Here is a 13,683-nt window from a genome sequence, read left to right on the forward strand (position 1 = left end):
CGCTGGTGGCATGCGGTACTCCATCGGCGAACTCGCCCACCGGACCGGGCTGACGGTCAAGGCCGTCCGGTTCTACTCGGATCGCGGCCTTGTGCCGCCGTCCGGGCGCAACACCGCGGGCCAGCGCCGTTACGACGACGCCGCGCTCGCCCGGCTCGACATCATCCGTGTGCTGCGCGACCTCGGTGTCGACCTTGCCACGATCCGGCAGGTGATCGACGGCGAGACCACCGTCGCGGAGGTGGCGGCGGAGCACGCCGCGGCGGTGGAGGTACAGATCGGCGTGCTGCGCCGGCGAAGGGAGGTGCTGAACGCAGTGGCGAACCGTGGCTCGCGCCCTGAGGAAGCGGGGCTGGTGCACCAGGCGAACCGTGGCTCGCGTCCGGAGGAAGCGTGTGTGGTGCACGGGGCGAGTCTCGTGCGCGAGGTGAATCGTGGCTCGCGTCGCGAGGATGCGAGTTCCGTGCCCTCGGTGACGTCCCCCGCGGAAACGGATCTCGCACACCAAGCGAATCTCGCGCACCAGCGGGCCCTGTTGTCCGAAGTGGAGCGGCAGTGCCTGATCGGTGACTTCCTCGCCGACGCCTTGGGTGATCGCCTCGAGCTGGCGGGGATCGCCCGGACCTTGACCCCGGACCTGCCCGAGCACCCCAGCCCCGAGCAGGCCGAGGCGTGGCTCGAGCTGGCGGCGCTGATGCGGGACACGGACTTCCGCGCGAACCTGCGCCGGTTCGCGGACAGTCACGAACCCGGGTTGCGTCGTGACCTGGCGGCCGAGGTGCGGGAGGCCGTCACCCCGGCCGTCGTGGCCGGGATCGTGCCGAAGTCACCGGCGGCGAAGGCGATCGTCGACGGCCTGGGGCGCGAGCCCGGCGAGCTCCGGGAATGGCTCGGCGTCGCCAACGATCCGCGCCGCGAGCGCTACCTACAACTACTGGGGGTGATCAACGGCTGGGCGGCACCGGAAAGCCTGGCTCCCGCCTTCGACTGGCTGGCCGAGGCGATGGCAGCCTGACCGACTCGACGATCGATGCCAGCGCGTCCTCCACCGGTCGGGCGTCAGCCCGGCTCCCGTCGCGCAACCGGACGGATAGCTGCCCGGCGGCGACCTCCTGCGGCCCGATCACGGCTTGGAACGGCACCAGGCGACCGTCGCGGATCCGGGCGCCGAGGCTGCCGTCCGCGGCGATCTCGGCCCGCAGGTCGTCGCAGCGGTCCAGGACCTCACGCGCGTGCGGCACTTCCGCGGCGGACACCGGGAGGAGCCGGAGCTGCACCGGTGCGAGCCAGGCCGGGAACGCGCCGCCGTGGACCTCGATCAGCTGGGCCACCGCGCGCTCGACGCTGCCGATGATGCTCCGGTGCACCATCACCGGGCGGTGCTTCGCCCCGTCCGCGCCGACGTACTCGAGGCCGAACTGCGCGGGCTGGTGGAAGTCGACCTGGACGGTGGAGAGGGTCGATTCGCGGCCTGCGGCGTCCGCGATCTGGACGTCGATCTTCGGTCCGTAGAACGCCGCTTCGCCCTCGCTTTCGTCGTACGGGAGGTCACCAAGGACCGAACGGAGGATGTCCACCGCGCCGGACCAGTTCCCGGGCACGTACTTCCCGCCGGGGCCGGGCAGCGAGAGCCGGTAGCGGGCCGGGCTGATGCCTAGTGCGTCGTACGCCTGCCGGATCAGGGCCAGCGCCGCGGCCGCCTCGGCTTCGACCTGGTCGAGGGTGCAGAACACGTGGGCGTCGTTGAGCTGGATCGCGCGTACCCGGGACAGCCCGCCGAGCACGCCGGACGGCTCGCTGCGGTACATGCCGCCGATTTCCGCGAGCCGCAGCGGCAGCTCGCGGTGGCTGCGGCCGCGCGAACGGTAGATCAGCGCGTGGTGCGGGCACAGGCTCGGGCGCAGCACGAGCTGCTCGCCGCCGACGTCCATCGGCGGGTACATGTCGTCGCGGTAGTGCGACCAGTGCCCGGAAATCTCGTACAGCTCGCGTTTGCCCAGCACCGGCGAATGGACGTGCCGGTAGCCCGCGCGCCGTTCGAGGGCGTGGACGTACTCCTCGAGGCTGTGGCGGACGATCGCGCCGTCGGGCAGCCAGTAGGGCAGGCCGGCGCCGATCAGCGGATCGGTGCCGAACAGGCCGAGTTCGCGGCCGAGCTTGCGGTGGTCGGGCATGGTGGACTCCCTCGTGGACGGCGAGGCGGGAGACCACAAGACGAAGCCCGGGGCACCCGCCCCGGGCTCGAAACGTCGTTCAGCGCGCCGGGACACTCCTCGGCGTCGTCGTCACTGCAGCGCGCTTCATGGGATCGACGTTAGCAGCCGCGGTCAATACTTTTGATCCTCCGGCAGCCGGAACGTGTCGAACCGCGGTTTCCCGGCGGGTCGCAGCACGAGCACGTTCACGCCCGCGGCGGTCTGCCGGGTTTCGACGTGCTCGAACGCCTTGGGCACCACGCCGTCCGGGAAGAGCCGGCGGCCCTTGCCCAGCACGATCGGGTACAGCCACAGGCGGTACTCGTCCACCAGGTCGTGCGCGATCAGCGTCTGCAGCAGGTCGCCGCTCCCGTGGACCTGGAGTTCGCCGTCCAGCCGGGCCTTGAGTTCGCGGACGAACCCGACGACCTCACCATCCACGATGGACGTGTTGGCCCACGACGGGTCCGCCATGGTCCGCGACGCCACGTACTTCGGCAGGGTGTTGAGCCCGGACGCGACCGGGTCGGCGGGGTCGGTGACCTTCGGCCAGTGCGCGGCGAAGATCTCGTACGTCCGCCGTCCGAGCAGGAAGGCGTCCGCGCGGGTGAACCACTCCGCGACGAACCGGCCCATGTCCTCCTCGTAGTACGGCTTGACCCAGCCGCCCAGGTCGAAGCCGCCGGAAGTGTCCTCTTCCTCACCTCCCGGTGCCTGGTAGACGCCGTCGAGGGTGAGGAACGTCGTCACGGTGAGTTTGCCCATGGTGTCTCCTTCGGGTCGGCCCTGCCTGTCCCGTCGGACGGGGCACCCTCGGATCGACAAACCGCCCGGAAAATTTTCAGGAGCTCAGGAACAGCTCCAGCTGCTCGACGACGAACGCGTGGTCGTCGGCCTGCGGGAGCCCGGAGACGCCGACCGTGCCGACCGGCCCCACCCCGCGGACCAGCACCGGGAAGACGCCGCCGTGGGCCGCGTAGAGGTCCCGGTCGAGGCGGGAATGCTCCTCGAACGAGCCGCCCTTCGAGCGGAACTGCGTCCCGATGTAGAAGGAGCTGCGGCCGTAGCGGTCGACGACGCGGCTCTTGCGGTCGATCCAGGCGTCGTTGTCGGCCGACGTCCCGGGCAGCGCGGCGTGGAAGAGCCGCTGGCCGTTGCGCCGGATCGAGATCGTCACCGGCAGCCCGCGGTCCCGGGCGGCCGTCAGCAGCTGCTGGCCGAGGGCCAGGGCGGTCTCGTTGTCGAACTTCGTGAACTGGAGGCGTTCCTCCTGCTCGGCGAGCTGGGCGAGGCGGTCGGCTTCGATCATGAGGCTATTAAATCAACACTGTTGTTTAATTGCCAGCGAACTCGGTCAGCGACAGCACGTTGCCGTCCGGATCGGGGAACCAGGCGATCCGGCCGCCCGGCGTGGTCCAGATTTTGTCGGTGTCCTGTGGCAGCGTGGCGTAGGTGAGGAACTCGACGCCACGGCCGCGCAGCCCGGCCACCGCGGCCCGGATGTCGGCGACAGCCCAGCCGAGCACCGTGAACGGCTGCGGCGTGAACTCGGCGACGGCGGTGACGCGCAGCAGGGTCGCGCCACTGCGCAACACGCACGCGAAGGGGGTTTGCTTGATGAACTCGAGCCCGATGACATCCGTGTAGAAGGCGCGTGAGCGATCGAGGTCGGTCGACGGTGCGAAGGCGACCAATTCCGCTGAGTTGAGCATGGCTTCACCTCTCTCGGTGGCGAACGTACCCCTCCGGCCGAGCCGCGACCGGGGGACGAGGAGGTGGGCATGGGCCGGATCCGTCGGCGCACGGTGCTGGGCGGCGCGGCCGCGGCCACCGTCGCCGGCACGCTGCCGGTCGCCTGCGCCCCGGCGCCGCGGACGGGCACGATCGACGACGTCCGCCACGTCGTCGTGCTCATGCAGGAGAACCGGTCGTTCGACCACTACTACGGCACGATGGCCGGTGTCCGCGGCTTCGGCGACCGCGCGGCCCTGCGCGACGTCTTCCACCAGCGCGGCGACAAGGGCGGGCCGGTGCTGCCGTTCCGGATCGACACGTCCATTGTGGACGGTCAGGACCTCGGCGAGCTGCCGCACGACTGGAACAGCACGCACCGCGCGTGGAACGGCGGCGGGTACGACCGCTGGATCGCGGCGAAGAGCCCCATGACGATGGGGTACTTCACGCGCGACGACCTGCCGTTCCAGCACGCGCTGGCCAGCGCGTTCACCCTGTGCGACCACTACTTCTGCTCGATCCAGGGCCCGACGCACCCCAACCGGCTCTACCACTGGACCGGCACGATCGACCCGGACGGCCTCGCCGGTGGCCCCGCGACGCACAACGCGCCCGACTACGAGCCCTCCTTCCGCTGGACGACCTACCCCGAGCGCCTCGAGGCCGCGGGCATCACGTGGCGGATCTACGCGAACGACGAGGAACGCGGCGTCCCCGAGCACTTCGTCGGCGACTACGGCGACAACCCGCTCTGGCTGTTCCAGAACTTCCACGACGCGCTGTACTCGATGGACCCCGTCAAACGCCGGCTGGCCGAGCGCGGGAACCTGCGCAAGAAGCTCAAACCCGACTCGGGGAAGGGCAAGGACCTCGACCACGTGCTGGCCGAGTTCCTCGCCGACTGCGCGGCCGGGACGTTGCCCGCGGTGTCCTGGGTGGTGGCCCCGTACGGCTACTGCGAGCACCCGGCCGCGCGGCCGGTCGACGGTGCCGCCTACATCCAGCGCATGCTGAAGGCGTTGTGGGACAAGCCTGAGCTGTGGGAATCGACTGTCGTCTTCATCAACTACGACGAAAACGACGGCTTCTTCGACCACGTCGTCCCGCCGACGCCGCCGCCCGGCACCCCCGGCGAGTACCTGCCGGGCAACCGGCCGGAGAAAGGCGAGCCGTCCGGGCCGCCCGTCCCGATCGGGCTGGGCCCGCGCGTGCCGATGACCGTCGTTTCGCCGTGGAGCCGCGGCGGCTGGGTGAACTCGCAGGTCTTCGACCACACGTCGGTGTTGCGCTTCCTGGAGACCTGGACCGGTGTGCGCGAGCCGAACATCTCGGCCTGGCGCCGGGCCATCTGCGGCGACCTGACCAGCTGTTTCGACTTCCGCGCGCCCGACACGACCATCCCGCTGCTGCCGGACGCGGACGCGTTGCGCGCCGAAGCCGACCGCACGCAGCGACGCCTCCCGAAGCCGGGGCTGGGGCCGGCCGCGCTGGTGCAGGACCCCGGCACGGCGAAGGCGCGCCCGCTGCCGTACCAGCCGCTCGCCTGGGCCACGGTTGAGGCGAAGGCCCTCAAACTGCACCTGACCAACCACGGGACGCAGGCTCTGCAGCTGGCCGCGTACGCCTACCACGCGGGCGGGACGTCGCAACGCTTCGACGTCGGCCCCGGCGCCTCCACAGCCGGCGAGGTCGCGCACAGCGGCACGTACGACATCGCCATCCACGGCCCGAACGGCTTCGTCGTCGAGGCTTCGGGCGGCGTGGGCCTCGACGCGTCCGTCACGTTCCTCGACACGCCCGCGCTGCGGGTCACCGTGACCAACAACGGGCCGGCGCCGGTCACGCTGCACGACGTCACCCTCCCGCCGGGCGGCACGCACGACTTCCCGGTGGCGACGAGCAACGGCTGGTACGACGTCACGTTCGAGACGCCGGGGTGGCGCCGCCGCTTCGCCGGGCACCTGGAGGACGGCCGCCCGTCGCGGACCGGGCCCTAGCGGAGGGCGTCGAGCGCGAAGGCGGCGAGCATCGCGACGCCGTGAGGCATCGCGTCCTCGTCGAAGAGCACGCGGTTGGAGTGGTTCGCCGCCGCTTCGGCGGGGTCGACGCCGGGCGGGCACGCGCCGAGGAACGCGTACGCGCCGGGGACGCGTTGCAGGACGTAGGAAAAGTCCTCCGCGCCCATCAGCGGGTCGGCGAGCAGTTCGACGTTCTCCGGCCCGAGCACCTCCGCGCCGAGTGCCAGGACTTCGGCGGCGACCCGGTCGTCGTTCACCGTCACCGGGTAGCCCGGCTCGACGTCGGCGACCACGCGGCAGCCGTAGGCCGCGCCGACCTGCTCGCACACCTTCGGCAGCTCGGCCCGGACCAGCGCGCGCGTGTGCTCGGACAGCGTGCGGATGGTGCCCTCGAGCTCGGCGGTCTCCGGGATGATGTTCGACGTCGTGCCAGCCTGGATGCGGGTCACCGAGAGCACCGCGGGGTCGAACACGCTGACCCGGCGCGTGATCATCGTGTGCAGCGCCCCGACCATCGCGGCGGCGGCCGGCACCGGGTCGATCGTGTGCTGCGGCGCCGAGCCGTGGCCGCCCTTGCCGGTGACGCGCACGTGGAACGAGTCCGCCGACGCCATCAGCGGGCCGGGCCGCAGCTGCAGCAGCCCGCTGCGCGCGTTGGCGAGGATGTGCACGCCGAACGCGCGCTGCACCCGCGGGCCGGCCGCGTCGAGCACGCCCTCGTGGATCATGAACCGGGCGCCGTGGTGGCCCTCCTCGCCCGGCTGGAACATGAACACGACCGACCCGGCCAGCTGGTCCCGGCGCTCCGCGAGCAGCCGCGCCGCCGAAGCCAGCATCGCGACGTGCGTGTCGTGCCCGCACGCGTGCATCGACTCCGGGTCCTCCGACGCGAACTCGAGGCCGGTCTCCTCGGTCAGCGGCAGGGCGTCCATGTCGCCGCGCAGCAGCACCGCCGGACCGGGCCGCGCGCCGCGCAGGACGGCCGTCAGCGACGTCGTGGCCCTGCCCTCGGTGATCTCGAGCGGCAGGCCGTCGAGGGCCTCGCGGATCGCCGCCTGCGTGCGCGGCAGGTGGAGGCCCTGTTCCGGGTGGCGGTGCACGGCCCGCCGGAGGGCGACCGTGCGGTCTTGCAGCGCCCGCGCGTCGTCGAGGAGCCCGGCGAACGGCGTGCCGGGCAAGGTGGGCAGGTCAGTGGGGCCGGTCATGGTCCCGATAGTGCCCCATGCGGCGCTTCGGGCGCACCGTGCGTGCGCCGGACCGACCGGCGGAATACGGTGTGCGCATGGCGGTGGATGAGCCGGTCACGGGCTTCGCGGTGGCTGTGGTCCGGGAAGACGGTCGGTGGCGGTGCAGTGCGCTCGACCCGGGGGCGTTGACCGAGCTGGACGCAGCGATCACTGAACTGGGCAAACTACGTTCCACCGGCGCGAGCTTCGGGCTGCTGGCGGTCGACGACGAGTTCTTCGTGATCGTCCGGCCGAGCCCGCGGGGGCCGTCGTTGCTGCTTTCGGACGCGGCGGCGGCGCTGGACTACGACATCGCGGCGGACGTCCTCGACGTCCTGCGCGTCGACCCGCCGGACGAGGAGGACGACTCCGTCTGGCCCGAGGGCGACCTGGAGATCCTCGCCGATCTCGGGCTGCCCGGGCCGGAGCTGGAGGTCATCGTCGGCGAGGTCGACCTGTACCCGGACGAGCAGCTGCAGATGGTCGCGCAGCGCTGCGGGTTCGGCAGCGAGTTCGCCAAGCTCCTGGACGAGCTCTGAGACGCCCGTCCGACACCGAGGCCGTGGAGGCCGCGCTGGAAGCGGCGCGCGCCCCCGGCGCGGACGTGCCGATCGGGGCGGTCGTGTTCGGCCCCGACGGCGTGCCCCTGGCGGCGGCGCGCAACGCCCGCGTCGAGCTGGGCGACCCGACAGCGCACGCGGAGATCCTCGCCCTGCGCGCGGCGGCCCAGGTGGTGGGCGACGGCTGGCGGCTCGAGGGCTGCACGCTGGCGGTGACGCTGGAGCCGTGCACGATGTGCGCGGGCGCGCTGGTGCTGGCCCGCATCGCCCGGCTGGTGTTCGGGGCGTGGGAGCCGAAGACGGGCGCGGTGGGGTCGCTGTGGGACGTCGTGCGTGACCGTCGTCTCAACCACCGGCCTGAAGTGCACGGAGGCGTCCTGGTCGACGAGTGCGCCGGGCTTTTGGAGACGTACTTCGCTACGCGCCGCTGAGTTTTGGGTACTCCTCCGGTATGACGATGAAGCACCGGATCCAGCAGGCAGTGGGCAGCGCTCGCGAGAAGGCCGGCCTGGCGACCGGCAACCGCCGTCTGGAGGCATCGGGTCGCGCCCAGCGGCGCTCGGCCCAGCTCCGTTCAACGGCGTCCGACGTCCGCCGCCGGGCCACGCGCGCGGTACGGGAGGCGCAGGTCAGGCTGCGCGGCGGGCGGCCGGTCGACCCCAGGTGAGACCGGCATCGGCCCTCGGGTATTGTTCTTCGCGGTGGCGTGTCCGAGCGGCCGAAGGAGCACGACTCGAAATCGTGTGACGGCTAATCCCCGTCCGTGGGTTCAAATCCCACCGCCACCGCTCCTGAACGCCCGGTGCCTCTCGAAGGCGCCGGGCGTTTTGCTATGAAATGCGCATGACGCAGGTGTGGCTCGCGGTCCTCTCCCTGATCGGCGTGGTGCTCGGTGGTGGCCTTTCGTACCTGGTGCAGACCACCGTGCAACGGCGCAACGAGCGCAGTGAGCGGCGGCGGCTGGCCGCCGAGCGCGTCGAGAAGCGGCGTGAGGAGCAGCTGGACCTGTTGCGCCAGTTCATCCGCGTCGCCCAGCAGGCCGAGCGGGCCGCCGAGGATCGGGATGACGACGATGATTCGTGGAAGACGGCCGCTCTCGATGTCGTCGACGAGCTGTGGGTGTGCGAACGGATGATCCACGTCCTGTTCGCCTCGGACCTGCACGGCCTGGCCCGCGCCTACGTGAAGGCGCTGGACCACGTCATCTGGCAGAAGCCCGGCGAAGGCACGATGTGGGACCACCTCCGGGGCCCGAAGGTCGCCTTCCTCGACGCGGCGCGGGATGAGCTGAGCCGTCCGCTTGACTTGAAGGGCTCTTGAAGTGTGACCGTGGCGGCATGACCATTCTCGTCACCGGGGCCACCGGCCACACCGGACGGCACGTCGTCGCCGGCCTCCGCGCCGCGGGCGTCCCCACCAGAGTCCTCGTCCGGGATCCCGCGAAGGCGCCCCAGGGCGTCGACGTCGTCCAGGGTGACATCACCGATCCCGCCGAAGCCGCCGAAGGCGTCGACGCCGTCTACCTGCTCTGGCCCTTCTTCAGCGCCGACGGCATCGAACAGGCCGTGGAACCCTTCCGGGGCAAGAAAATCGTCTACCTCTCCGCCATGTCCGCCGAAGACGGAGGCGTCTGGGGAGACGTCGAAGCCGCCGTCGAAAGGGTCACCGACGACTGGACCTTCCTCCGCGTCACCGGCCTCGCCACCAACGCGCTCGCCTGGGCGCAGCAGGCCGGCACCGGCGTGGTCCGGGCGGCTTACGGGCAGGCGAAGCGGTCGGTCGTCCACGAACGCGACGTCGCCGACATGGCCGTCAAGGCGCTCACCGAGGACCACGCGAAACAGATCTACCTCGTCACCGGCCCGGAAGCCGTCACGCAGGCCGAGCAAGCCCGGCTCATCGGTGCGGCACTGGGAACGCCTGTCACGTGGGAAGAACAACCGCCGGAAGAGGCGAAAGCGCAGCTGAGTTCCTTCATGGGGCCGGAATTCGCGGCCGGTGCGGTGGACCATTGGGCATCACTCGTCGAGGACCCGGAACCCGTTTCGCTGGACGTCCCCCGCGTCACCGGGCACCCCGCGCGGCCGTTCGCGGACTGGGCCCGCGAGCACTTCAGCTGAGTTCGACGACCGGCGCCGTCACCGGCTCCAGCTCGGCCGCCAGCGCGGTCAGCGCCGCGATCTTCTCCTGCACGGCCCGGATCACCGCCGCGCACGTGGCGCTGACCTCGCTCACCACTTCGGCCGAGCGGTCGCCGGCCAGGACCGCCGACACCGGTGCCGCGGCGGCGGCCGCCAGCGCGCGGACCTCCTCGGCCGCGGACACCGCCAGCTCGTCCAGCCGGTCGGCGATGCGGGCGCCCAGCGCCGCGGTCGAAGCGGCCGCCCGCGCCGCGGCGGCGTACTGACCGTCCACTGTGTCCGCCCAGGTACCGAAAGCCTCGCTGCTGCCGCCGTTTTCGGCACGCTCGACACCGGCGCGGAACTCGGCCTGCGCCGAGGTCACGCCCAGCGCGCCGGTGTCGACCGCCGTGGCGGACGCGCGGATCGACGCCGGCGCGCAGTCGAGGTGCCGCAGCGCCGCCACCGGGTCCGCGACGCCGAGCCGGCCGGCCGCCGCGCGCAACGGGGCCAGCTGCGAAGCCGCCGACACCAGCGCCGGGTGTTCGAAGACCTCAGCGGTCACGGTGCCACCGCTAACCGCCCCCGGAAACCGGTGCTCCGCGTGCTCACCGCCGCCATGCGCAGCCGGCCCGCCAGGTCCGACGTCGCGTCGCCGAGGACGCGCGCGTCCGCCTCACGCGCCGCCAGCGCCGTGGCCCAGCGCGCCGCCAGCTCACGCGCCTGTGGCGAGATGCCGAACGGCGTCGAATCGACGCGCGCTTCGGCGAACCTCCCCGCGGCTTTGTCGTCGGCGGCTGCCGCCTGGTCGAGCAGGTCGGCGGCGGCGCGCAGCCGAACCGGGTCGATTCGCGAGCCTCTGCCTTCCGGCATTCGGGACCTCCGTCATCAAGGGCGCTCACCCGATCGGGGAAGATCTTGCCTCATGCTCCCGGGCCGCCCGCATCGCGGTGACCTGCGGCGTTGTCGGCGTTCCACCAAGTGGACGTCTTGACCGCGCATCGGGAAGAAGGTGACCATGAAGACATGCCCGCCACCTCGGAAAGCACGCCGATCCGGGCCCTCGCGCGGTCGATCGGGGAAGGCATCGCGGAGCTCCTGCTGCGCCGCGGCCGCCTGGGTTCGCCGCCCGCCTGACGCGAACCCGGCGTCCGATTTCCCCGAAACCCGTTGGAGTACAACCATGTCCGTAGATCTTCCTGCCCGGATTCAGCTGCGCGGGGCGGTCACGCCCGCGGATGGCATCGTCGAAGGCCCCCGAATTCTCCGGGAACCGCAGCGGAAGCCGTACGAGCTGTTTGCCCTCCGCCCGCTGGGCCGGGTGATCGGCGCCGAGGTCGACGGCGTCGACCTCGGCGCGCCGGTCGGCCCTGACCTGCGCGAAGAGCTCAACCACGCGCTGCTCGAGTGGAAGGTGCTCTTCTTCCGCGACCAGCGGATCACCTCGGCGCAGCAGCGCGCGTTCGCCGCGAACTGGGGCGAGCTGGAGACCAACCCGTTCATCGCGCGGGGTGAGGACGAAGCGGTCACGCGCTTCGAGCGCACCGCGGCCATGCCCGGGTACGAGAACATCTGGCACACCGACGTCACCTGGCGGCCCGAACCGGCGCTGGGCTCGGTGCTGCGGCTGATCGAGGTGCCGCCCGTCGGCGGCGACACGATGTGGGCCGACATGGCCGCGGCCTACGACAACCTGCCCGAAGACGTCCGCGCCCGCATCGACGGGCTCACCGCGGTGCACGACTACCTCCCCGGCTTCGACCGGTTCTCCGATCCCGCGCTGCTGGCGCGGTGGCAGGACCGCTTCCCGCCGGTGGAACACCCGGTGGTCCGGACGCACCCGGAGACCGGGCGGCGCACCCTGTTCGTCAACCAGGCGTTCACCACGCACATCGTGGGCCTCGACCGGGCCGAGAGCGACCGGCTGCTGCGGTACCTGTTCCTGCAGGCTCACACGCCCGAGTTCCAGGTCCGGTTCAGCTGGCGGCCGAACTCGGTCGCGTTCTGGGACAACCGCGCCACGCAGCACTACGCGGTCAACGACTACCACCCGCACGTCCGGATCGCGGAGCGCGTCGCGATCGCGGGCGACCGGCCCCGCTGAGCCGTAGCCTGGGGCCATGACCGATGAACCCAAGGTAGTGGTGACCGGTTTCCTGGAGGCCCTCGAGGACCTCGACGTCGACCGGGCGCTGACGTTCGTGGCGAGCGACATCGTGTACCAGAACGTGCCGTTGCCGCCCGCCCGCGGCGTCGCGGCGTTCGAAAAGCAACTGCGCGTCATGGCCAAGTACGGCTCCGGGTTCGAGGCGCGGACCCACCACATCGCCGCGGACGGCAACGTCGTGCTCACCGAGCGCACCGACGTGCTGCGTCGCGGCGCGTGGGAAGCGGAGTTCTGGGTGTGCGGCACGTTCGAGGTCGAGGCGGGCCGGATCGTGCTCTGGCGCGACTACTTCGACTGGACGACGGTGCTGGCCGCGAGCGCGAAGGGTGCCGGGCGGGTCGCCCTGGCCGGCGCGCGCACCCTCCTCGGCCGGTACAAGGCGAGGCAGCCGGTGCGCTAGACCCGGTGTTCGCCGCGGTCGTGGTCCCGAAGGTCCACGACCGCGGCTATCCCCAGCACCAGCACGAACACGCAGCTGAAAACAATCAGCCCCCACATGATCATTTTCCCTCCCCCCGTGTCGTGCCTACCGTGAGCTGTCGGGGAGTGGTCTGTGCCACTTTTCCGGCGGCTCACGCAGACCGTACCGCCGCTTCACGCAGGTTGTTCCGACCCTTGACCTTCATTTAAGGCAGATGCGCCGGATGGGTGACACGCCGGTGTCCGGCTGTCACAGAACGGGCGCAATCCGTTACGCGCCAACGGATACCGATGCGATTCCGCTCTGGACAGTCACCGTGGTGGAACGCAGCGTCGAGACCTCGGCGACATACCGCAGCACCTTGTCCGCTTCGTCCCCGCCGAGCGGCTCGCACTCGTTGGCGGCGTTCCGCCGGACCGGGATCAGCTCGAGCCGCGGTTCGTCGCCGAGCATGCACCCGGCGAGCAGCCCGTCCGGCCGGTCGGCGGCGAGGTGGCCGAGGCCGTAGAGGATCGGACGGCCCCGGTACACCTCGACGGCCTGGATCGTGGGCGAGCCGTGCCCCGCCACCAGGTCGGCGCCGGCGTCGACCGCCGCGCGCCCGTAGGTCACCTGGTACTCGGCGAGCTCCGCGCCCGGCAGGCCCCAGTGCATCGAGACGACGACGTGGTCGTGGTCGCTCTTGGCCCGCTTGACGTCGGCGACCAGCCGGTCGAGGTGCTCGGGCACCGGCATGGTGCGGACGAGCGGCGGGCGGCCCGGGATCTCCGCGACGTGCGGATCGGGCTGGTACGCCGTCGTCGCAAACGCTTGCGCGACCACCGGGAAGTCCGGCTGCGCGGCGAAGGGGCGGCGAAGTGACGTGTACGCGAGGAATGCGACCTTTTCGCCGGATCGCTCGATCACCGCGGGGGTGTGCGCGGCGTCGGGATTCGCCCCGGCCCCGCAGTACGCGATTCCGGCGTGCTCGAGGACGGCCAGGCTCGCCGGCGGGTGGGGCGCGTCGTTGGCGACCGAGACGACATCGACACCGATCGGCTTCAGCGCTTCGGCCGCCGCCGCGTCGACGGGGCCTTCGAGGTTGACGAACCGGAGGTCGGCGCCCTTGAGCAGCGGTTCCAGCGGCCCGAAGGACGGCGTCGCCCGGCCGTGAAGAGTGACGTCTCCGCCCAGTACCAGCGTGATCACGAAACCTGCTCTGCCGAGTGAGTGACGACGAAAGTAGTTGTTACGAATCGTTGC

The 13,683-nt window shown here is 71.4% G+C and carries 17 protein-coding genes and 1 tRNA gene; 10 read left to right on the top strand and 8 right to left on the bottom strand.

Features of this window, described 5'->3' with window-relative positions:
- Positions 1–10: 10 nt before the first annotated feature.
- Complete coding sequence (locus ACWDN5_RS12620; RefSeq protein WP_449676343.1) at positions 11–1,015, top strand: MerR family transcriptional regulator; 1,005 nt, start codon at positions 11–13, stop codon at positions 1,013–1,015.
- On the opposite strand, the gene thrS is transcribed toward ACWDN5_RS12620, so the two are convergent.
- The 4 genes from thrS to ACWDN5_RS12640 form a co-directional block, all read right to left on the bottom strand.
- A complete protein-coding gene (gene thrS, locus ACWDN5_RS12625; protein WP_449676344.1) occupies positions 945–2,213 on the bottom strand; it encodes a threonine--tRNA ligase in 1,269 nt (422 codons plus the stop codon). The genes ACWDN5_RS12620 and thrS overlap by 71 nt on opposite strands.
- A 114-nt stretch (positions 2,214–2,327) precedes the next feature.
- Positions 2,328–2,960, bottom strand: a complete 633-nt coding sequence (locus ACWDN5_RS12630; RefSeq protein WP_310969381.1) for a dihydrofolate reductase family protein — start codon at positions 2,958–2,960, stop codon at positions 2,328–2,330.
- Between the two features lie 76 nt (positions 2,961–3,036).
- Positions 3,037–3,504, bottom strand: a complete 468-nt coding sequence (locus tag ACWDN5_RS12635) for a heme-degrading domain-containing protein (RefSeq protein WP_449676346.1) — start codon at positions 3,502–3,504, stop codon at positions 3,037–3,039.
- A 25-nt stretch (positions 3,505–3,529) separates the two neighbouring features.
- Complete coding sequence (locus ACWDN5_RS12640; RefSeq protein WP_449676348.1) at positions 3,530–3,889, bottom strand: VOC family protein; 360 nt, start codon at positions 3,887–3,889, stop codon at positions 3,530–3,532.
- Positions 3,890–3,976: 87 nt separating this feature from the next.
- Here ACWDN5_RS12640 and ACWDN5_RS12645 point away from each other — a divergent pair, with 87 nt between their 5' ends.
- Positions 3,977–5,926, top strand: a complete 1,950-nt coding sequence (locus tag ACWDN5_RS12645) for a phosphocholine-specific phospholipase C (protein WP_449676349.1) — start codon at positions 3,977–3,979, stop codon at positions 5,924–5,926.
- On the opposite strand, the gene ACWDN5_RS12650 is transcribed toward ACWDN5_RS12645, so the two are convergent.
- Positions 5,923–7,152 (bottom strand): M20 metallopeptidase family protein, encoded by a 1,230-nt coding sequence (locus ACWDN5_RS12650; protein WP_449676351.1) that lies wholly within the window; start codon positions 7,150–7,152, stop codon positions 5,923–5,925. The two genes, ACWDN5_RS12645 and ACWDN5_RS12650, sit on opposite strands and share 4 nt — an antisense overlap.
- Before the next feature lie 77 nt (positions 7,153–7,229).
- On the opposite strand from ACWDN5_RS12650, the gene ACWDN5_RS12655 reads away from it, so the two are divergent.
- The 6 genes from ACWDN5_RS12655 (at position 7,230) to ACWDN5_RS12680 (ending at position 9,853) form a co-directional block, all read left to right on the top strand.
- Positions 7,230–7,712, top strand: coding sequence for a tRNA adenosine deaminase-associated protein (locus ACWDN5_RS12655; RefSeq protein ID WP_206789346.1), 483 nt, complete (start codon positions 7,230–7,232; stop codon positions 7,710–7,712).
- Between the two features lie 23 nt (positions 7,713–7,735).
- Complete coding sequence (locus ACWDN5_RS12660) at positions 7,736–8,164, top strand: nucleoside deaminase (RefSeq protein WP_449676353.1); 429 nt, start codon at positions 7,736–7,738, stop codon at positions 8,162–8,164.
- Between the two features lie 20 nt (positions 8,165–8,184).
- Complete coding sequence (locus ACWDN5_RS12665) at positions 8,185–8,400, top strand: CsbD family protein (RefSeq protein ID WP_449676354.1); 216 nt, start codon at positions 8,185–8,187, stop codon at positions 8,398–8,400.
- A 33-nt stretch (positions 8,401–8,433) separates the two neighbouring features.
- Positions 8,434–8,521, top strand: a tRNA-Ser gene (locus tag ACWDN5_RS12670).
- A 55-nt stretch (positions 8,522–8,576) separates the two neighbouring features.
- On the top strand, positions 8,577–9,053 hold the full coding sequence (locus ACWDN5_RS12675) for a hypothetical protein (protein ID WP_449676355.1): 477 nt from the start codon (positions 8,577–8,579) through the stop codon (positions 9,051–9,053).
- 17 nt (positions 9,054–9,070) lie between these two features.
- Positions 9,071–9,853, top strand: a complete 783-nt coding sequence (locus ACWDN5_RS12680) for an SDR family oxidoreductase (RefSeq protein ID WP_449676356.1) — start codon at positions 9,071–9,073, stop codon at positions 9,851–9,853.
- Here the strand turns inward: ACWDN5_RS12680 and ACWDN5_RS12685 are convergent.
- The gene (locus ACWDN5_RS12685; RefSeq protein ID WP_449676357.1) at positions 9,846–10,418 is read right to left on the bottom strand and encodes a hypothetical protein; all 573 of its coding nucleotides are present in this window, start codon (positions 10,416–10,418) and stop codon (positions 9,846–9,848) included. The genes ACWDN5_RS12680 and ACWDN5_RS12685 overlap by 8 nt on opposite strands.
- Positions 10,415–10,726 (bottom strand): hypothetical protein, encoded by a 312-nt coding sequence (locus ACWDN5_RS12690; RefSeq protein ID WP_310969367.1) that lies wholly within the window; start codon positions 10,724–10,726, stop codon positions 10,415–10,417. Before ACWDN5_RS12690 ends, ACWDN5_RS12685 begins: the two co-directional genes overlap by 4 nt.
- 310 nt (positions 10,727–11,036) lie before the next feature.
- On the opposite strand from ACWDN5_RS12690, the gene ACWDN5_RS12695 reads away from it, so the two are divergent.
- Complete coding sequence (locus tag ACWDN5_RS12695; protein ID WP_449676358.1) at positions 11,037–11,957, top strand: TauD/TfdA dioxygenase family protein; 921 nt, start codon at positions 11,037–11,039, stop codon at positions 11,955–11,957.
- Positions 11,958–11,973: 16 nt separating this feature from the next.
- Positions 11,974–12,420, top strand: a complete 447-nt coding sequence (locus ACWDN5_RS12700) for a limonene-1,2-epoxide hydrolase family protein (RefSeq protein ID WP_310969361.1) — start codon at positions 11,974–11,976, stop codon at positions 12,418–12,420.
- A gap of 291 nt (positions 12,421–12,711) precedes the next feature.
- On the opposite strand, the gene ACWDN5_RS12705 is transcribed toward ACWDN5_RS12700, so the two are convergent.
- On the bottom strand, positions 12,712–13,629 hold the full coding sequence (locus ACWDN5_RS12705) for a CapA family protein (protein ID WP_449676360.1): 918 nt from the start codon (positions 13,627–13,629) through the stop codon (positions 12,712–12,714).
- Between the last annotated feature and the right edge of the window lie 54 nt (positions 13,630–13,683).

Source organism: Amycolatopsis sp. NPDC003731, from assembly GCF_053586895.1.

Bases quoted from the DNA above. Each gene is read 5' to 3' on its own strand.
- ACWDN5_RS12700 (WP_310969361.1), top strand. From the start codon at position 11,974: ATGACCGATGAACCCAAGGTAGTGGTGACCGGTTTCCTGGAGGCCCTC.
- ACWDN5_RS12635 (WP_449676346.1), bottom strand. From the start codon at position 3,504: ATGATCGAAGCCGACCGCCTCGCCCAGCTCGCCGAGCAGGAGGAACGC.
- ACWDN5_RS12695 (WP_449676358.1), top strand. From the start codon at position 11,037: ATGTCCGTAGATCTTCCTGCCCGGATTCAGCTGCGCGGGGCGGTCACG.
- ACWDN5_RS12650 (WP_449676351.1), bottom strand. From the start codon at position 7,152: ATGACCGGCCCCACTGACCTGCCCACCTTGCCCGGCACGCCGTTCGCC.
- ACWDN5_RS12675 (WP_449676355.1), top strand. From the start codon at position 8,577: ATGACGCAGGTGTGGCTCGCGGTCCTCTCCCTGATCGGCGTGGTGCTC.
- ACWDN5_RS12645 (WP_449676349.1), top strand. From the start codon at position 3,977: ATGGGCCGGATCCGTCGGCGCACGGTGCTGGGCGGCGCGGCCGCGGCC.
- ACWDN5_RS12680 (WP_449676356.1), top strand. From the start codon at position 9,071: ATGACCATTCTCGTCACCGGGGCCACCGGCCACACCGGACGGCACGTC.
- ACWDN5_RS12630 (WP_310969381.1), bottom strand. From the start codon at position 2,960: ATGGGCAAACTCACCGTGACGACGTTCCTCACCCTCGACGGCGTCTAC.
- ACWDN5_RS12690 (WP_310969367.1), bottom strand. From the start codon at position 10,726: ATGCCGGAAGGCAGAGGCTCGCGAATCGACCCGGTTCGGCTGCGCGCC.
- ACWDN5_RS12620 (WP_449676343.1), top strand. From the start codon at position 11: ATGCGGTACTCCATCGGCGAACTCGCCCACCGGACCGGGCTGACGGTC.
- ACWDN5_RS12655 (WP_206789346.1), top strand. From the start codon at position 7,230: ATGGCGGTGGATGAGCCGGTCACGGGCTTCGCGGTGGCTGTGGTCCGG.
- ACWDN5_RS12665 (WP_449676354.1), top strand. From the start codon at position 8,185: ATGACGATGAAGCACCGGATCCAGCAGGCAGTGGGCAGCGCTCGCGAG.